This window comes from Hartmannibacter diazotrophicus (genome assembly GCF_900231165.1).
GTDB lineage: Bacteria > Pseudomonadota > Alphaproteobacteria > Rhizobiales > Pleomorphomonadaceae > Hartmannibacter > Hartmannibacter diazotrophicus.
Genome location: NZ_LT960614.1, coordinates 1,176,715 through 1,195,138, shown reverse-complemented (window position 1 = coordinate 1,195,138; position 18,424 = coordinate 1,176,715). Strand labels below are relative to the sequence as shown.

Below are 18,424 nucleotides of genomic sequence, written 5' to 3'. Positions count from 1 at the left end.
GCATCAGCCGGGCCTGGAGCGTTGGCGCTGCAAGCGCATGGAGACGATCAGCGGGTCGATCAGCGGCTCCATCGCCGTCTGGGTGCGGGCGAGAGCACCCGTCAGCCGGCTGACCACGCGGCGCGCCGCCTGGACCTGCACCACCCGGGTGTTGTCGAAGTTGATCAGGCGGTCGAAGGCATCATAGAGCTCTTCCGCGTCGTTGACCTCGATGAGAGCCTTCTGCTCCTTCAGCGCCTCATAGGCATGCGGCCAGTTGCCGACATGGGGCCCGGAGACGATCGCCGCGCCGAGGCCGGCCGGCTCGATCGGATTATGACCGCCGATCTTCGGGTTGATCGACCCACCCACGAAAGCGACGGTCGCAAGGCGATAGAAGGAGCCGAGTTCGCCCACCGTGTCGGCGATATAGACCTGCGTCTGGGGTCCCGGCAGCGCCCCGACCGAACGGATCGCACCCCGGAAGCCCCGCTCGGTGACCAACGCCGCCACATCGGCCGAGCGCGCCGGATGACGGGGCGCCAGAATGAGCAGCAGGTCGTCGCGGTGGGCAAGTACCTTGGCGAAGGCGTCGAGAACGACTTCCTCCTCGCCCGGATGGGTGCTTGCCGCCAGCAGCACCGGCCGCGACTGGACGGCCGCCTTCAGAGCCTCCGTCAGCGTGCGGGGCGCCTCGGGCACCGGCGCATCGAACTTGATGTTGCCGATGTTGGCCACCCGCAGCACGCCCAGTTCGCGGAACCGCTCGGCATCGTCCTCGCTCTGGGCGAGGCAGTCGCGGATGCGCCCGAAGACGGCGTGGGCGGCGGACGGCCAGCGCATCCAGCCGGCAAAGGAGCGCGGCGACATGCGGGCGTTCGAAATCACCAGAGGGATGTTCCGGTCGGCAAGGCGCGAGAGCGTGACCGGCCAGATTTCGGATTCGACGAATATGGCGAGCTGCGGATCCCAGGCGTCGAGGAAGCGGTCGACATAGGGCTTGATGTCGAGCGGGACGAACTGGTGGCAGACGCCAGCCGGCAGGCGGTTTTCAAGAAGGCTTGCCGACGTGCGCGTCACCGTCGTCATCACCACGTTGAGCCCCGTCGCGGCGATGCGATGCACGAGCGGCATGATCGCGACGGTCTCGCCGACGCTGGCCGAATGCACCCAGACCGTGGGCCCGGCACCTCGGGGGAGGCTGGCCTCACCCGTCCTCTCGCGCCAGCGCGTCGGATCTTCCTTGCCCTTCAGCCGCCGCCAGGCCAAAAGCGCGCGCGCCAGCGGCTTGGCCGCGACGGTCGCCGTGACATAGGCCGAGAGGGTGAGTTCCCCGAGATCCTTCATTCAGTCCGGTCCACGATGGCATAGGCCTTTCTGGTCGCCTCGTTGAGGCTTTCGGTCAGCCGGGCGCAATAGGCGTCGATTTCCTCGTCCGTCGTCTCCGGCGGCACGTAGATCAGGTCGCTCGTCACCACAGCGGCCCGGCTGAAGGGAAGGTTGAACGAAGCCGAATCCCAACTGTTGACGTTCCAGCGGCGGCTCGATGCATAGGCAAGCGGCATGATCGGTCGTCCAGAATGGCGCGCCAGCATGACGATGCCGCGCCCGGCTTTCTTGGCCGGCCCCTTGGGGACATCCGCCGTCATCGCAATCGACGTGCCATTCTTGAGTGCCTTCAGCATCTGCAGGAAGCCAACCATCCCTTTCTTGCGTCGAATTTCCGACGGTTTCTGGGCGCCCGAAGCGCGAATCGTCTGGAGTCCCAGTCTTTCGATCGCAATGGCGTTCATCTCCGCGTCCGCATGCGCCGCCATCAGCACGGCGAAGGGCTGTCCCTTCGGCTTGATCAGCGGCACCATGAAATGCTGCCCATGCCAAAGCGCGGTGATCACGGGTCGATCCGCGGCGATTTCCGAGTCAATGGCCGGAGAACGATACAGGATTCGGCTGGTTGCGTGCACAAAGCGCAAGTAACTCGCCAGAAGCACGCCGAGGGAAACGACGACTGCGCGCGACCGTCCGATCGCCTTTCCCCAATCCTTCAGGCTCCGCCCCATCGATCGCCTTTTCTCCATTCCATCCCCGGCTGGTCACCGCCCCTGGTTCAGGCCGCGGCCTCGTCCTCCGGCGCACCGGAAAGCTGTGTCCTGTGCAGGGTCTCGTAGAGGCCGCCGGCGGCGACCAGTTCGTCGTGCGTGCCCTTTTCGACGATCCGGCCATGATCGAAGACGAGAATGAGATCGGCCTTTTTCACCGTCGACAGGCGGTGGGCGATCATCAGCACCGTGCGACCCTCGAAGAGCGTTTCGAGCGAGGACTGGATGCGCGCCTCCGCCTTGGCGTCGAGGGCACTCGTCGGTTCGTCGAGAAGAAGAATGGGCGCGTCGCGCAGCATCGCACGGGCGATGGCAATGCGCTGCTTCTGGCCACCGGAAAGCTGCCCCCCGGCTTCGCCGACCTGGCTCTGGTAGCGCCCGGGAAGCTCAAGGATGAAGGTCTCCGCGTCCGCGGCGCGCGCGGCGGCGGCGATGTCTTCCTCGCTGGCTGCGGCGCTGCCATAGGCAATATTGGAGGCGACCGTATCGTCGAAGAGCACGGGGTCCTGGGTCAGCAGCGCCGAGGCCCGCCGGACGGAGGCAAGCTTCGTCTGCCGCAGGTCCTGGCCGTCGATCAGGACGCGGCCGCGATCGGGATCGTAGAAGCGCAGAACGAGGTTGAGAAAGGTCGACTTGCCCGCGCCCGAAGGACCGACAAGCGCCACCTTGTGGCCGGCGGGAATGTCGACCGTCACCCCAGAAATGACGGGGTTCGCGCCGTCATAGGAAAAGACGACGTCCTCGAAGCGGATATGCGCGCCCCTGACCTCGAGATCACGGGCATCCGGCGCGTCGACGATATGACGCGGCTCGTCGAGAATGGCGAAGACGCGGCGGGCGGCGACCATACCCTCCATCAGCGCGTTCTGGAGCGTCGCGATCTGCCTGAGCGGCTGGTAGACGAGCATCGCGGCCGCCATGAAGCCCATGAAGGAGCCAAGGGTCAGCGTGCCGTAGATGCCCTGCCAGCCGCCGTAGAAGACCGCGGCGGCAAAGCCGATGCCCGAAAGACCTTCCGTGACGGGACCGGTCGCCGCGCGCGCCTGCGCCGTCTGCATGGTCGCCTCGTAGGTCCGGTCGATGACGGCGCTGGCGCGAAGGGTCTCGGCCCGCTCCTGATCGTAGGCCTTGACGACGCGAATGCCGGTCAGCGTCTGGGAGACGAGAGCGGCAAGGTCGCCGGCGCCGCGCAAGGTCCGCGTCACCGAGGAGCGCATCTTGCGACGTTGCTTGCTCATCAGGAAGACGGTGACGGGCAGTGCGATCAGCACCAGCGTGCCGAGTTTCGGGTCCATCCACATCATGGCGATGATGAGGGCGAACGCCTGCAAGGCGTTCTTGATCAGCGCGCTCAGGGTCTGGGCCGCGGCATTGTTGACGATCTGGGTGTCGTTGGAAAAGACCGACACGAAGGCGGCGGAATGGCTGCGCTGGAGGAAACCGAGGTCGGCGCCGACCAGACGCTCGAAGAGTTCCTTGCGGATTTCGGCGACAACGCCGTTGCTGATGCGGGCTTCGAGGATGCGGCCGAAATACTCAACGACCGCCCTCAGGCCCATCACGATCACGATCGCGACCGGCAGGGACCAGAGCAGCCGTTCGTCCTTGCCGACGAAGATCTGGTCGGCGGCGGCCTGCAGGAGAAACGGCAGCGCGCCGGTCGTTCCGGCGACGAGCACCATCGACAGGATGGAGGCCGCGATCAGCTTCCAGCGCGGCCTCAGATAGCGCCGCACGATCCGGCGAACGATCTCCTTGCCGTCCTGGCCCGTGCCCCCGTCCTGCCAGCCGGCTGCAACAGCCATCAGCGTGTTGTCCTTCCTCGCGTCCATCCGCTCCAAGCACAGTCTTCCAGGTCCCCTGCCCAGAGCGGACGGGGACGCAGATTCGGCGCCGCAGCCGATTGCCGCAGCGTCCTGTCATGGGCGGTGGGTTTATCGCAGCTTCGCCATTCCGTCACGCATTACATTCCGCGCAGCGACGCTGCCGGCCCGAGGGCGCGCGCTCAGGCCAGTTCGGGATCGAGAAGCCGGTGCAGGTGGACAATGAAATAGCGCATGTGGGCGTTGTCGACCGTCGCCTGGGCCTTGGCCTTCCAGGCGTTGTAGGCGGCCGCGTAGTTTGGATAGATGCCGACGATATCGAGGCCGGAAAGGTCGGAGAACTCCACACCTTCAATGGACGTCAGTTCGCCGCCAAAGACCAGATGCAGGAGTTGCTTGTCTGGGGTCATCGTCTTGGTCATGAAATCGCAATTCCCTCGAATGGTCGAAGATGCCGGCGAGCGACAGCCGTCGCCAGCCATCTGGCCAGCACCAATGCCTGCGCGGATGCAGCATCTGCCGCGACCGGTCAATAGGCGGGGCTATTTTCGCCGGTGCTTTCGCGCTGCACAAGGGGCCAGACGAGGGCCGCAACGGGACGTGTCGCCGCAACCAGCGCCGGATGAACCGTCTGCGGGCGATTGTAGACGAGTTCCTGTCCCGTCTCGTCGATCAGCGTGCCGCCGGCTTCGGCGATGATGAGGTCGGCGGCGGCGACGTCCCAGTCGTGGGCGTTCTTCTTGGCAACCGCCATGTCGAGATCGCCGGTTGCCACCAGGGCGATGCGCAGCGCAAGCGACGAGATATAGCGCGTGGTGACGGAAGACTCGTTCATGCCGGACAGATGACCGGAGATGCGGCGCAGCATCGCCGGAGGCCCGGCCACGGCCGCACCCGACAGCGTCTCGCGGCCGCTGATCTGAATGATGCGCCCGTCGCGCCGGGCGCCGAGGCCAAGGCCGGCCGAATAGAGCGTGCCGGTGACCGGGCGGTAAAGGACGCCGAGAACCGGGCGTCCGGCCTCGACGATCGCCACCGAGATGGTCCATTCATCGCTGCCGGCCAGGAAGCCGCGCGTGCCGTCGATTGGATCGACCACGAAAACGCGGTCGCGCTCCATGCGGGCGTCGTCGTCCTCGGTCTCCTCCGACAGCCAGCCGTAATCCGGCTGCCAGTCGAGGAGCTTTTCCTTGAGGAAACGGTCGACGGCCAGATCGGCCTCGCTCACCGGCGAATCGTTTTCCTTGCGCCAGACCTGCGGGTCGTGCCGGAAATAATTGAGCGCCAGCGAGCCCGCCGAGCGGGCGACGCCGGAGAGGAAATCGAGTTCGCGAGCCTGTTGGCTGATATCAACTGCCTGCAACAGTCAGTCCTTCAATGGCGACCGTGGGAGCGACATAGGCCGAACGATATTCGATATCGTTGGCCGGCACCATGCGCGCGAACATATCCACAAGATTGCCGGCCACCGTGACTTCGCTGACCGGATAGGTGAGTTCGCCGTTCTCGATCCAGTAGCCCGCGGCGCCCCGGCTGTAGTCGCCGGTGATGCCGTTGACGCCATGGCCGATGAACTCGGTGACGTAGAACCCGGTGCCGACGCTCTTCAGCAGTTCCTCCTGGGTCATCTCGCCCGGATGAAGCAACAGGTTGGTGGACGAAGGTCCCGGCGAGCCGCCGCCGCGCGCCGCGCGGCCGTTGGTCTCAAGGCCGAGTTCCCGGGCGCTGGCGCTGTCGAGCAGCCAGGTCGTCAGCACGCCGTCGGAAATGATGTCGATCGGATCGGCGCCGACCCCCTCCCCGTCGAAGGGACGCGAGGCGGGACCGCGCCGGCGGTGCGGATCGTCGGTGACGCGGATGCCGGAGGCGAAGACCTTTTGGCCGAGCTTCGACTTCAGGAAACTCGTGCCGCGGGCGATCGCCGCGCCGTTGATCGCGCCCGCGAGCGCACCGAGCAGGCCGGTGGCAACACGCGGGTCGAAGACGACGGTCGCCGTGCAGGTCTTCACCTGACGCGGATTGAGGCGCCTGACGACGCGCTCTCCGGCGGTGCGGCCGATCTTTTCAAGCGGATCGAGATCGGCGAGATGGTTGCGGCCGCTGGCGTCGTAGTCGCGCTGCATGCCAATGCCGCTGCCGGCAATCGCCGAAACGGAGCGCCCGTGCCGCGAGACCCGATAGCCGCCGCTGAAGCCGCCCGAGGTCACAAGCGCCACGGCGGTGTGGCTCCAATAGGCCGAGGCTCCGCCGGAATTCGTGACGCCCTCCACAGCCCGCGCGGCATCCTCGGTCGCCGTTGCTTCCTGAAGCAGACGTTCAGCGTCCGGCGCGCTACCGTCGAAGAGATCGAAGTCCGGCCGTTCCGCGGTGAGACGGTTCGGATCGGCAAGGCCGGCCCAGGGATCGGGCGGAGCAACCTTCGCCATCGCCACGGCCCGCTCGGCAAGGCCCGACAGGCCCGCCAGCGTGTTGGCGGAGACCGTCGCCACGCGATTTCCGACGAAGACCCTGAGACCGAAATCCTCGGCCTCCGAACGGGTCGAATCCTCCAGACTGCCGAGCCTCACCTCGACCGACTGCGAGGCGCCCTTGACGGCAACCGCATCGGCAGCGTCCGCGCCCGCAGCGCGCGCGGCCTCGACAAGGCGCGCAGCCGCTTCCTGGAGTGCCGTGACTTCGGGTTGGTCGCTCATCGTCTTCCTCGCATTCGCATCTCAATCCGTGTCTTAAGGTGTCCCATGCTGCACCACAAGATGACGATCCACGTCATCATGCACCACAGCACCGTCACGCCCGGCCGGGTGGATAAGTCATTGGCCGCAGCCGCATGCCGCCTGCATTCAGATGGTTCCGGGCAGCCGGGATTGCCAGTGGCCGGCCACAGGTCCGAACTGCAATCCTTTCTAAGTGGCGTCCAATCAGGACAGGCCGTCAAGCTTCCGGAAAGGAAGATCGGGTTCCGGTGACGATGCGCTAACCCTTTAAAAAATCACTATTTTTTAACGACACTCTTTAAGCGGATACGGACCGCTGTCTGCCAGGATGCATGCAAAGGCGAAGAGGCGATCGCCGGGACAAGACCGAAAACGGCAGTCCCCGCGAGACCACACCTCCTCTTCGAAGGCGTTGGAAAGAGGCAGAAAAGAGATGACGGGAGCCAGATCGTCGGCCCTTCTCGATCAGTATCCGAACCCGAGGGCGCTTCCGGCACGTTTCCGGCCGGAGAGCGAATCCGAGAACGGCCAGTCTTCCGGCATGGTCTATGTCGACGGCGAACGCGTCGTCATCCAGCGGCAGCTTTCCGGCCTGCCGCTCACGGTCGCCATGCACGTTTCCCATTTCCAGGGTATTGCGGTCAGCATCGTTGCTGAAGACAGCGGCCGCCTCAAGGCCATTGTCGAGCTTGCGCACCGCGACCCCGATCTCACCATCCCGCTGATGGTCTCCTACGACATGGAAGAGGTCAGCGATGCGTGGGAGGCCTGGGCCGACGTGCTCGGCCTGCCGATGCTGCTGCGCGAAAGCGACGGCCAGCTACGCCCCGTGGAGGAACAGGCCGAGGTCCGGACAGGGCGACCCCTGCCGCGCCGTCAGCATACCGGCAGCGATCGCCAGCGTCCGCGTTTCCTGGTCCGCCGCAAGGCCGGCCACTCCCGGCCTATGCCCGTGATCGAGGGCACCGAGATCATCGCCCGGAACTGATCCGGCCACTGTCGATCGAAGTTCAGAACGTCTGGATCGCGCTGCGCAGCAGCGTGTCGGCGGTGAGGCCGACGAAGAGAATCCAGCCGGCCTTGCTGTTGGACTTGAAAATCCTGAGGCAAAGCGCGCCGTCGTTGATGTCGAGGCGCGTCACCTGCCAGGCAAGCTGAAGCGCGAAGCCGGCCAGGCCGACAAAGGCGATGAGGCCCGCGCCCGCCGCCACAAAGGCGATGACGAAGAGCAGCAGCGTCGCCATGAAGCAGCCCGCCAGAAACGGCTTCGTCTTCTCGCCATAGGTCAGAGCCGTGGATCCGAGGCCGATCAGAGCGTCGTCCTCGCGGTCCTGATGGGCGTAGATCGTGTCGTAGCCCACCACCCAGAAAACGCAGCCGATGAAGAAGACAAGGGGCGCGACCTCCAGCGACCCCGTCGTCGCCGACCAGCCGACCAGCGCGCCCCACGAGAAGGCGAGGCCAAGCACGATCTGCGGATGTCCCGTCAGCCGCTTCATGAAGGGATAGACGACAACCACCAGCAGCGAGGCGATGCCGAGCACGATGGTGAAGGCGTTGAACTGGACGAGAACCAGAAGCCCGACCAGCCCGAGGAAGACCATGAAGGCCACGGCCTGCCGGACGCCAACCCGGCCGGCCGGGATCGGCCGCGAGCGCGTACGCTCGACCTTTGCGTCGATGTCGCGGTCGGTGATGTCGTTCCAGGTGCAGCCCGCCCCGCGCATGACGATCGATCCGATCATGAAGAGCGCGAGATGCCAAGGGTTCGGCCACGGCGCCCCCGTCGCACCAGCGACAAGCGCTGCCGACCACCAGCACGGCCACATCAGCAGCCACCAGCCGATGGGCCGGTCGAAGCGCGCAAGCTGCGCGTAGGGCCTGAGTGCCGGCGGGGCATGGCGGTCGACCCAGTTGCCGGGCCGAGCATCCGCGACGGTATGGTTGTCGGACGAGTTGCTCATGACCTGCGATTTACCCCCACAGACGCATAAATGCGAGTGGGAAGACGGATGATCGTGCCGCAGCCCTGTTGTCCCCGCCCTCGCAAACGCAGCAACCAATTTACCTTGCCGACCGCCCATGCTAGAGCGCCAGCGATTTCTGACAGGCACAAGGGATAGAGGCATGCACGTTCTCCTGATCGGCTCCGGCGGGCGCGAACATGCGATGGCGTGGAAACTGACGCAGTCTCCACGGCTCACGCGCCTGTCGATCGCGCCCGGCAATGCCGGCATGACGCCGCTCGGAACGCTCGTTGCCCTCGATCCGGCCGACCACGACGCGGTCATCGCCTATTGCAAGACCGAAGGCGTCGACTTCGTGGTTGTCGGACCAGAAGCGCCGCTGGTGGCCGGGCTCGTCGACGACCTCGCCAGTGCGGGCATCAAGGCCTTCGGCCCCTCCAGGGCGGCAGCGCAGCTTGAGGGTTCCAAGGCCTTCACCAAGGCGCTGTGCGACGAGGCCAGGGTTCCGACCGCCGCCTACGGACGCTTCTCGGATGCGGCCTCGGCCCGCGCCTATTTGGAAAAGACGGGCGCGCCGATCGTCGTGAAGGCCGATGGTCTTGCGGCCGGCAAGGGCGTCGTCGTCGCCGAAACGCTCGAGGATGCGCTGGCCGCCGTCGACGCCTGCTTCGAGGGGGCCTTCGGGGCCGCCGGAGCGGAAGTCGTCATCGAGGAGATGCTTGTCGGTGAAGAGGCGAGCTTCTTTGCCATCTGCGACGGCACCACGGCGCTGCCGCTCGGTTCCGCCCAGGATCACAAGCGCGCCTTCGACGGCGACAAGGGGCCGAACACCGGCGGCATGGGGGCCTACACACCCGCGCCCGTGATGACTCCGGCGATGGAAGCCAAGGTCATGGCCGAGATGATCGAGCCGACCATCCGCACGCTCGCCGCGCGCGGCACGCCCTTCACCGGCATCCTCTTTGCCGGCCTGATGATCTCGCCCGAGGGGCCGAAGCTGATCGAGTACAACGTCCGCTTCGGCGACCCGGAGACCGAAGTCCTGCTGCCGCTGATGGAAAGCGACCTTCTCGACCTCATGCTGGCGGCAAGCGAAGGCAAGCTTTCGGGACGCGAGGCCCGTTTTGCCGACAAGACGGCGCTGACCGTCGTGATGGCGACCAAGGGCTATCCGGGCAGCTATCCGAAGGGTTCCGTCATCGGCGGTCTCGACGAGGCGGCCAAGGTCGATGGCGTCACGGTCTTCCATGCCGGCACGGCCGAGAAAGACGGTGCCATCGTCGCCAACGGCGGGCGCGTCCTCACCGTCACGGCAATCGGCGACAGCGTGGCGGAGGCGCGCGAGAGGGCCTATGCCGCGATCGACCGGATCGACTGGCCGGAAGGCTTCTGCCGCAAGGACATCGCCTGGCGGGCACTGTAAGCCCGGACCGGCCATGGCAAATGCCGGTGCCTGTATCCAGTTCTCCGCCGGGTACCGTCATGAGCCCCTCCGGCGAAAGCCGGGGGTTGTTTCCTACAACCCTTGCCATTGCCACTCTGGCGCGCCACCTTTTTGAGGAAACGGGTGCGAGCAAGGCCATGACCGGCGACGGCGATCTTTTTCAGGGGTTCGACACGGAAACGATCAAGATCGACGAGGCTCGTATCCATCTGCGTCTCGGCGGCGAAGGACAACCCGTTCTCCTCCTGCACGGCTATCCGCAGACCCACGCGATGTGGCACCGGATCGCGGGCGAACTCGCTCAGACGCACCGGCTCATCATCCCTGACATTCCCGGCTATGGCCGCAGCACAACCTCCGAAGGCGGACCGCCGCATACCGCGCATTCCAAACGGCGGATGGGCGAAATCCTCGTCAGGCTCATGGGGCAACTCGGCCACGAGCGCTTTGCCGTCATCGGCCATGATCGCGGCGGACGGGTCGGATACCGGATGGCGCTGGACTATCCCGACCGGGTTGCCCGGCTTGCCGTTCTCGATATCCTGCCCACGCTCGACTACTGGGAAGCGATGGACCGCGCCTTCGCGCTCAAGGTCTATCACTGGCCCTTCCTCGCACAGCCCGCGCCCTTGCCCGAGCATCTCATCGGCGCCGACCCGGTCTTCTATCTCGACTGGACCATCGCGAGCTGGACGGCGAGCCGCGACCTTTCCGCCTTCGATCCACGCGTCATCGCCGACTATCGGACAGCGTTTTCAAACCCTTCGGTCATCCACGCGGCCTGCGAGGACTACCGGGCGGGTGCGACGATCGACGTCGAGTACGACCGGCAGGACCGTGACGAGGGACGGCGGATCCTCTGCCCCCTGCTCGCCATCTGGGGCAAGGCCGGCATTCCCTCCCATGACGGTGAGGCCGATGATGGTGAAGCTGACGACGGTGGGGGCGTGCTTTCGGTCTGGCGGCGCTGGGCGTTGGACGTTCGTGGAACCGGAGTCAATGCCGGGCATTTCGTTGCCGAGGAAAATCCGGTAGAGACGCTTGCGGCGCTGTCGCCCTTCCTCATGGACTATGCGATGGAGGCGCTCCTGACATGACCCTTCGGATCGGCGTTGCACTCGGAGGCGGCGGAGCGCGGGGCCTTGCCCATGTGCATGTGCTCGAGGCTCTCGACGAACTTGGCCTGCAGCCCTCCGCGATCAGCGGCTGCTCGATCGGGGCGATCATCGGCGCGGGCCGCGCGGCGGGCCTGACCGGCAAGGACCTTCACGAGGTCGTTGCAGCGACCTTCCGCAATGCCGGCGAGGTCTGGTCGCGGGTCTGGCAATTGAGGCCCAAGCGTCTCGGCGACATCTTCACGTCGGGCTTTTCGCAGTTCGACGCCGAACGGACGGTGGAAATCTTCGTACCCGAGGTAGTCCCCTACGACTTCAAATACCTGTCGATCCCCTTTTCCGTGGTGACGACCGACTTCTACGAATGCCGCGAATGCGAGTTCACCGACGGACCGCTGCGGGCGGCAATCGCCGCGTCGATCGCGATCCCGGTGGTCTTCCGCCCTGTCGAGATCAACAACCGTGTCTATATCGACGGCGGTGTCTCCAATCCGCTGCCCTTCGACAAATTGCCGGCCGACGTCGACATCTCGATCGCGGTCGACGTGGTCGGCGGTCCAGTGCGACGGCCTGGACGAAACCGTCCGTCCGCCACCGAGGCGGTGTTCGGGGCCAGCCAGATCCTGATGCAGTCGGTTCTGGCGGAAAAGCTGAAGACGCGGCATCCCGACATCCTGATCAAGCCGCCGGTCGACGCCTTCAGGGTGCTCGATTTCATGAAGGCCAGCGCCATCCTCAAGGCAACGCAGCCGATCAAGGACGAGGTCAAGCGCAAGGTCGAGGCCTTGCTGGAACAGCGCGAGGCGGCGGAATAACCGCCGGAGCCTTCGAACGCGCATCGCCGCGCATCAGCCCGGCTTCGGCCAATTGCCTCGCGAGACAGCCATGGACCGAGGACTTTTCGTGACGTTCCTGGAGGTGAGCCCGGCGGCCGCCTGGATCGTCTTCGTGGTCTTCTGGATGTGGAGCGCGCGCGAGTCCAAGCCCCGGCAGGCACGCCACGGCTCGACCATGGCGCGCCTTTTTCTGCTTCTGCGCTTTGTCGCGGTCGCCGTGCTGTTTCTGCCCCTGCCGTTCTATGCGGGCACCTGGCTCGACTGGTCCGTTTTCCCGCACGGCGTGCCCATCCTCGCCCTTGGCGCGGCTCTGACCGTGGCCGGCATCGCCTTCGCCTGCTGGGCGCGCGTGCATATCGGGCGCAACTGGAGCGGCGAGGTCGACTTCAAGCAGGGCCATGAACTCGTCATGAGCGGCCCCTATCGCTTCGTCCGCCACCCGATCTACACAGGCCTGCTGTTGGCCTTCGTCGGCACGGCGCTCAGCCTGGGAGCCGTGCGGGGCTTCGTCGCCTTGGCCATTGTCCTCATCACCTTCTGGCGCAAACTGCAGGTGGAGGAGCGATGGATGACCCAGCATTTCGGTAGCGCCTATGAGACCTACAAGGCGCGGACAAAGGCCCTCATCCCCGGCATTCTTTAGGGTGGTTCTTCAACGCCGCCGTTCGAAAAAAGACCGCAGGAGCTCGGCGGCATCCCCTTCGGCAAAGCCGGCATAGACCTCGGGCACATGGTGGCAGGAGGTGCTGGCAAAGACCTGCGGGCCGTTGGCAACGCCCCCGCCCTTCTCGTCCGATGCGCCGTAATAGAGCCTGCGGATACGGGCAAAGGAGATTGCCGCCGCGCACATCGGGCACGGCTCCAGCGTCACGTAGAGGTCCATGTCCGGCAGGCGTTCCGAGCCGACAGTCTGGCAAGCCGCCCGAATCGCCAGAATCTCGGCGTGGGCGGTCGGGTCCTTCCGTTCCAGTGTGCGGTTGCCGTCGGCCGCCAGCACTTCGCCGTCGCGGACGACGACCGCACCGATCGGCACCTCGCCGCGCGCCGCCGCCTGCCGCGCCTCATCGAGGGCGCGCTCCATGAAGCTCTCGCGGCTCGTCTGTTCCGGTCCCGACGACTCGTCCACCAAACTCTTCGTTCCTGCTGGTTTCCGGTGATTTCCAGTCCACACGGAACCTGCTATCACCGCTGCCATGAACAACGCAAAAACATCTTCACAAGACGCAGGCGACGACAGCGGCGAGCGCATCGCCAAGGTGATGGCGCGCGCCGGGCTCTGCTCGCGCCGCGAGGCTGAAACCTGGATTACCGCCGGGCGGGTCGCGGTCAACGGCCGGGTACTGGAGACGCCGGCGGTCACCGTGACCGCCTCCGACGCCATCACGGTGGACGGCGAACCCCTGCCCGGCCGCGAGGCCACGCGGCTCTGGCTCTATCACAAGCCGAAGGGGCTGGTGACCACGAGCCGCGATCCGGAAGGCCGGCCAACGGTGTTCGAGCGGCTGCCGGACGGGTTGCCGCGCGTCGTTTCCGTCGGACGGCTCGACATCAACACCGAGGGCCTGCTGCTTCTGACCAATGACGGCGGCCTTGCCCGCGTCCTGGAACTGCCGAAGACCGGCTGGCTGCGCCGCTACCGCGTGCGCTGCTTCGGCGCTGTCGAGGAGAGCCAGCTGGCGGCTCTCGCGCATGGCGTTGCCATCGACGGCGTGCTCTATGGCGCGGTGGAGGCGAGCCTCGACCGCAAGAAGGGCGACAACGTCTGGCTCACCATCGGCCTTCGCGAAGGCAAGAACCGCGAGGTGAAGAACATTCTCGGGCACCTCGGACTGGAGGTGAACCGGCTGATCCGCATTTCCTTCGGTCCCTTCCAGCTCAACGAAATTCCGGTGGGCAGCGTCGAGGAAGTGCCGCGGAAGGTGCTGCGCGACCAGCTCGGCGAGCGCCTGATCGAGGAGGCCGGAGCTGACTTCTCGCTGCCGGAGCTGCCGATCAAGCGGCGCAAGCCGGAGGAGCCCGTCGCCAAGGTAGGCGCAAAGCCGATGCGGGCGCCCAATGCCAAGGCGAGTGCCAAGCGACGCGCCGCCGATCTCGACCATGAGACGGAACGCAAGCCTGCGCCGGCCGGCCGCCGCGGAACGCTATCGCTCAAGGGCGGCGCAGCCGCGTCCGGCGCGAAGGGCCAGGCCTCTGCCGGCAGACCGGCGAAAACCAAGGCCGGCGGCCGGGCGCCCAAGGGCGAGGCGATTGCCGTCGCACCGCGGCGCAAGCCAGCGCCGAAGGGCGGTCGGAAGGGCGGCTGATGCGGATCGTCGGCGGCCGCTTTCGCGGCCACGGGCTCGCATCGCCCACCTCCAACGCCATCCGGCCGACCAGCGACCGATTGCGCGAGAGCCTCTTCAACATCCTGGAACACAGCTTCGACGATCCGGTGACAGACGCGCGGGTGATGGATGTCTTTGCCGGCACCGGCGCGCTTGGCTTCGAGGCGATGAGCCGCGGGGCAAAGGCCTGTCTCTTCGTGGAAGAAGCCGTGGAGGCGCGCGGCCTGATCCGGCGCAACCAGGAAAGCCTCGGCCTGATGGGTGCGACGCGCATCTTCCGGCGCGATGCGACGCGGATGGGATCGGTCGGTCCGGCCGAGCCCTACACCCTCGCCTTCCTCGACCCCCCCTATGGCAAGGGCCTTGCGGAAAAGGCGCTTTCCAGCCTGATTGCAGGGGGGTGGCTGAAGCCGGGCGCCCTCATCGTCGTCGAGGAGGCCGCTGCTGCCGACCTCACGCTACCCGGCGAGATCGAATTGCTCGACGAGCGGACCTTCGGCGAGACGCAAATCCGGTTCGGGCGCCTCGGCCCGGCTTGAAGCGGCCCCCGACAAGTGAGCGCCCTGCGTGTCGCCGTCAACAAACACAATCTCCGCGAATTGCGACAAACTCACGAATTGTTAACAGGCGACTCTCAAATTCCCTCTTCAGTAGTGTTTTCGAAAGAAAATCACGCTGAAGGGGCATTTGCATGTTCGAACAGGCGGATTCGGCTGGGGCGCCATTCAGATTGCCGCGTGCGGCCTATCTTCACGGCGTGTTTCTTTTTGCCGTTCTCTCATGGATGTCTCTAACGCGCGGGCCATGGCTTGACGAGTTCTGGAGCGTCTACCTCAGCGATCCGACGCTGGGGCTGCACAGGATTTTCAGCGAACGCTGGATGGCCGATGTCCATCCCGTGTTCTTTTCCTTGCTCTCCTACCTCGTCGCGCATATCGCGCCGCTGACGGTTCAGGATGGCCGCCTTCTCAATTTCATCCCGCTGCTGGCTACCGTCGCGTATATTTCCGTGTTCTGGATCCTCAATCCGAGAGAGAGGGAATTTCTTCTCGTCTTCGCTGTATCAACGAGCACGTCCCTGTTCTTCATCAATGCATTCGGCAATTTTCGGTCCTATTTCACCAGCATCTGCGCCTTTTTTCTTCTTCTGGTGATTTTGAGGCGCATGTCTGACACTGAAGTGCAACTCGAGGGCAAAAACCGGATTCTCGTCTGGTCCGGCTTTTTCCTTGCGCTGACGCTTTGTCTCAATGTGCATTATGTCACTGCGCTTATCACGGCCGTGACCGTTGCCGTCTTCGCCTTCGGCTTCCTGTTATCGGGACGGAGAACGGACTTCTTCCTGCTCGCCGTCGCGGGTCTTGCCGCGAGCCTGCCGCTTGGCCTGAACCTTCTGCTCCAGCAGACGCAGTTGCTTGAGTCGTCAAAAGGCTTCTGGATCACCACCACATCTGTTGAAGCGATTGTTGTCTATGCGGTGGCTTTCATATTCACCGTCAAGCAGAATGTCTTTCTCTCGCTGATGGCCTCTGCCGCATTCATCAACACCAGGTGGAACAGGAAGAGAGAGCCTGCGCCGCGCGTCCGGCTAGGTCGAAAATCGTTCCTGTCTCCACTGCTCATCTCTCTCGCCGTTTCGCTTGCGATCCTGTTTGCGATCAACACGCGTATTCCCATCGTCAGCATGGGATACCTGACGCCGATCCAGGTCATCATCGTCGCCACCTTCTCGGCAATTGCCTGTCAGCTTATTTGCCGGCACGTGGTCCTGAGGGCGGTGTTCTTCGTGGCGGCGGCCATTACACTGGTCCAAACGGCATGGACCACCGGCCATGAGGGGCGTTGGAACCAATCCGCAGCGGTGGTGAGGGCCGATCTTGAGAGTTGTCCGTCCTCAAGGGTGTTTCCGATCTACCCTGCGGACAGCATTGTCGCCGCCCCCAACGAAATGACCGTCAAGACGCTTGCGTATCAGAGCGTGGCCAGCAAGTGGGGCATACCCATCGAAAAGATGAATGCAACGCAGTCCGAGACGCCAGCAACCCTATGCCCCGACATCTTCTGGATGGAACATTACTGGGAGAACGACAAGACGAACGCCGACATGATCTCCGACATACTGTTGCCGATTTGGCCGGGCCTTCGCGGATGCACCATCAGCGTCCGCCACCCGGAGAAAGGGACAGGCATCATCTTCAAGGTCACCGGCAACCAACCTGGCTGTCAGCGCCCCAGAAACGAGTCCAGTGAGATTTCCACTCTGTCCCTTCGGCAATCAGAGGACGGCAAACACTCGCTCAAAGCGGCCAGAGAAGCGGAGCCAGCAGCACATTGACAATGCCGATCAGGAGATTGAGCGGCAGCCCGACCTTGACGAAATCCATGAACTTGTAGCCGCCGGCCGAGTAGACAAGCGTGTTGGTCTGGTAGCCGATCGGGGTCGCAAAGCAGGCGCTCGCGGCGAACATGACGGCGACCACAAAGGCGCGCGGGTCATAGCCGAGTTGATGGGCCAGCGTGATGCCGACGGGGGTCATCACCACGGCGACCGCATTGTTGGTGACGATTTCCGTGAGGAACACGGTCAGCAGATAGAAGAGCCCGAGCACGACGTGCGGCGGCAGGTCCCGGAACCAAGGCTCGACGAAATCGACAATGATGTTGATCGCCCCGGTGTTTTCCAGCGACTTGCCGAAGGCCAGCATCATCAGGATCAGGATGATGATCCGCCAGTCGACCGCCTGCAGCGCCTCGTCGGCGTCGATCGAGCGCGTTACCAGGACGAATGCAACGGCGATCCAGGCAAGGCCCGCGACAGGCATGAGGCCCATGGCCGATCCAACGACCACGAAGAGCAGCGCCAGCGCCGCAAAGGGCGCCTTGCCATGGCGCACCGCCCGCTCGCGCGTTTCGTTGAGGTTGACGAGCCCGAGATCGTCGGCGAGGCGGCGGAGATCTTCGGGTGCCCCCTCGATCAGAAGGGAATCGCCGACCTGCAGACGAACGTCCTCGAGCCGCTCGGCAATGTTGCTGCCGTGCCGGTGCAGGGCCATCGGATAGACACCGTAACGACGGCGCAGGCGCGCCTCGCGCAAGGTCCGCCCCAGCAGGCGGGCGCCCGGCCCGAGCAGGGCCTCGACGACGACCGTCGCTCGGGCGCCGACGGGCTCGACCGCTTCCGGCTGGTGAATGTCGACATCCTGGCGCTCGCGGATCGACATGACGTCGGAGACGGACGACTTCAGCACGACGATGTCGCCGGCCATCAGTTCCACCGACTTCATGTCCCGGCGCAAGGAGGCATCGCCGCGGACGACGTCCACGACGCGGCGATCGGAGCCGGAAAAGAGCGGAATCTTCTGCGGATGCTGGCCGATCATCGGAGAATCGTGGGCCACCAGCACTTCGACGAGGAACTGGGGCTTGCGACCGGAACTCGACAGGCTCGTCACGGTCTGGCGGTCAGGCAACAAAAATCGGCCCGCGAGAATCAGATAGAGGCAGCCGACAATGCCGCTGACGATGCCGAGCGGCGTGATCTCGAAGAGCGTGAACGGCTTGATCCCGTTCTGCGTGGCGACACCATCGACGAGAATGTTCGTGGACGTCCCGATCAGGGTCACCGTGCCACCGAGGATCGCCGTGAAGGACAGCGGCATCAGCAGCTTGGATTCTGCGATACCGAGACGCTGGGCCAGCGAGATCGTCAGCGGGATCATCATCACGACCAGCGGCGTGTTGTTCACGAAGGCCGACGCCACCATGACGAAGAACACAAAACCGGAGATGACGAGCCAGTTGCCGTATTTGGAGAGGGAGAGAAGGCGGGCGATCACACTGTCGAGGACACCGGTGCGCACGAGCGCGGCGCTGACCATGAACATCGCGATGATGGTCACCGGCGCGCTGTTCGACATCACGCCCAGGAGATCCCCGGTGTCGATCAACCCGAGAACGAGAACGACGGCGGTGCCGGAAATAGCAATAGATTCAGGCGGGAACTTCTCCGTCGCGAAGGCAACCAGCATCAGGAAGACCAGCAGCAGCGCGACATAAGGTGCAGAGGCACCGAGTTCAAAACCCATCCATGTACCCCGGTGCTGTTGACACACTCGCCGCACGC

At 64.9% G+C, this 18,424-nt stretch carries 17 protein-coding genes; 8 read left to right on the top strand and 9 right to left on the bottom strand.

Annotation, left to right across the window (positions count from 1 at the left end; translation table 11 throughout):
• Window positions 1–3: 3 nt before the first annotated feature.
• The 6 genes from HDIA_RS05555 to HDIA_RS05530 all read right to left on the bottom strand — a co-directional run bounded on the left by HDIA_RS05555 (window position 4) and on the right by HDIA_RS05530 (window position 6,594).
• Window positions 4–1,326, bottom strand: coding sequence for a 3-deoxy-D-manno-octulosonic acid transferase (locus tag HDIA_RS05555; protein ID WP_099555132.1), 1,323 nt, complete (start codon window positions 1,324–1,326; stop codon window positions 4–6).
• Entirely contained in the window at window positions 1,323–1,874 is a 552-nt protein-coding gene (locus tag HDIA_RS05550) for a lysophospholipid acyltransferase family protein (protein WP_197708104.1), read from the bottom strand. The genes HDIA_RS05555 and HDIA_RS05550 overlap by 4 nt, the downstream gene beginning before the upstream one ends.
• Window positions 1,875–2,086: 212 nt before the next feature.
• Window positions 2,087–3,883: an ABC transporter ATP-binding protein gene (locus tag HDIA_RS05545; RefSeq protein ID WP_162292613.1), complete on the bottom strand. Its 1,797-nt coding sequence runs from the start codon at window positions 3,881–3,883 to the stop codon at window positions 2,087–2,089.
• A 200-nt stretch (window positions 3,884–4,083) separates the two neighbouring features.
• Window positions 4,084–4,323, bottom strand: coding sequence for a DUF4170 domain-containing protein (locus HDIA_RS05540; RefSeq protein WP_099555126.1), 240 nt, complete (start codon window positions 4,321–4,323; stop codon window positions 4,084–4,086).
• 107 nt (window positions 4,324–4,430) lie between these two features.
• A complete protein-coding gene (locus HDIA_RS05535) occupies window positions 4,431–5,264 on the bottom strand; it encodes a 3'(2'),5'-bisphosphate nucleotidase CysQ (RefSeq protein ID WP_197708103.1) in 834 nt (277 codons plus the stop codon).
• Window positions 5,251–6,594 (bottom strand): TldD/PmbA family protein, encoded by a 1,344-nt coding sequence (locus HDIA_RS05530; protein WP_099555124.1) that lies wholly within the window; start codon window positions 6,592–6,594, stop codon window positions 5,251–5,253. The genes HDIA_RS05535 and HDIA_RS05530 overlap by 14 nt, the downstream gene beginning before the upstream one ends.
• Window positions 6,595–7,048: 454 nt before the next feature.
• On the opposite strand from HDIA_RS05530, the gene HDIA_RS05525 reads away from it, so the two are divergent.
• The gene (locus HDIA_RS05525) at window positions 7,049–7,603 is read left to right on the top strand and encodes a DUF6101 family protein (RefSeq protein WP_099555122.1); all 555 of its coding nucleotides are present in this window, start codon (window positions 7,049–7,051) and stop codon (window positions 7,601–7,603) included.
• 22 nt (window positions 7,604–7,625) lie between these two features.
• Here HDIA_RS05525 and ubiA read toward each other — a convergent pair whose 3' ends face one another.
• On the bottom strand, window positions 7,626–8,579 hold the full coding sequence (gene ubiA / locus HDIA_RS05520; protein WP_099555120.1) for a 4-hydroxybenzoate octaprenyltransferase: 954 nt from the start codon (window positions 8,577–8,579) through the stop codon (window positions 7,626–7,628).
• 163 nt (window positions 8,580–8,742) lie between these two features.
• Between ubiA and purD the strand changes: the two genes are divergently transcribed.
• The 4 genes from purD to HDIA_RS05500 all read left to right on the top strand — a co-directional run bounded on the left by purD (window position 8,743) and on the right by HDIA_RS05500 (window position 12,620).
• A complete protein-coding gene (gene purD / locus HDIA_RS05515; RefSeq protein ID WP_099555118.1) occupies window positions 8,743–10,005 on the top strand; it encodes a phosphoribosylamine--glycine ligase in 1,263 nt (420 codons plus the stop codon).
• 86 nt (window positions 10,006–10,091) lie between these two features.
• The gene (locus HDIA_RS05510) at window positions 10,092–11,123 is read left to right on the top strand and encodes an alpha/beta hydrolase (RefSeq protein ID WP_342748106.1); all 1,032 of its coding nucleotides are present in this window, start codon (window positions 10,092–10,094) and stop codon (window positions 11,121–11,123) included.
• Complete coding sequence (locus tag HDIA_RS05505) at window positions 11,120–11,956, top strand: patatin-like phospholipase family protein (RefSeq protein ID WP_099555116.1); 837 nt, start codon at window positions 11,120–11,122, stop codon at window positions 11,954–11,956. Before HDIA_RS05510 ends, HDIA_RS05505 begins: the two co-directional genes overlap by 4 nt.
• A 70-nt stretch (window positions 11,957–12,026) precedes the next feature.
• Entirely contained in the window at window positions 12,027–12,620 is a 594-nt protein-coding gene (locus HDIA_RS05500) for a methyltransferase family protein (protein WP_099555114.1), read from the top strand.
• 9 nt (window positions 12,621–12,629) lie between these two features.
• On the opposite strand, the gene HDIA_RS05495 is transcribed toward HDIA_RS05500, so the two are convergent.
• Entirely contained in the window at window positions 12,630–13,103 is a 474-nt protein-coding gene (locus HDIA_RS05495; RefSeq protein WP_281259982.1) for a nucleoside deaminase, read from the bottom strand.
• A gap of 67 nt (window positions 13,104–13,170) precedes the next feature.
• Here HDIA_RS05495 and HDIA_RS05490 point away from each other — a divergent pair, with 67 nt between their 5' ends.
• From HDIA_RS05490 to HDIA_RS05480, 3 genes are all read left to right on the top strand, one after another.
• A complete protein-coding gene (locus HDIA_RS05490; protein WP_099555112.1) occupies window positions 13,171–14,280 on the top strand; it encodes a pseudouridine synthase in 1,110 nt (369 codons plus the stop codon).
• Window positions 14,280–14,840: a 16S rRNA (guanine(966)-N(2))-methyltransferase RsmD gene (gene rsmD, locus HDIA_RS05485; RefSeq protein WP_099555110.1), complete on the top strand. Its 561-nt coding sequence runs from the start codon at window positions 14,280–14,282 to the stop codon at window positions 14,838–14,840. Before HDIA_RS05490 ends, rsmD begins: the two co-directional genes overlap by 1 nt.
• A gap of 152 nt (window positions 14,841–14,992) precedes the next feature.
• Entirely contained in the window at window positions 14,993–16,636 is a 1,644-nt protein-coding gene (locus HDIA_RS05480; RefSeq protein ID WP_099555108.1) for a hypothetical protein, read from the top strand.
• Here HDIA_RS05480 and HDIA_RS05475 read toward each other — a convergent pair.
• Complete coding sequence (locus HDIA_RS05475) at window positions 16,599–18,386, bottom strand: SLC13 family permease (RefSeq protein ID WP_099555106.1); 1,788 nt, start codon at window positions 18,384–18,386, stop codon at window positions 16,599–16,601. The genes HDIA_RS05480 and HDIA_RS05475 overlap by 38 nt on opposite strands.
• Window positions 18,387–18,424: the final 38 nt, after the last annotated feature.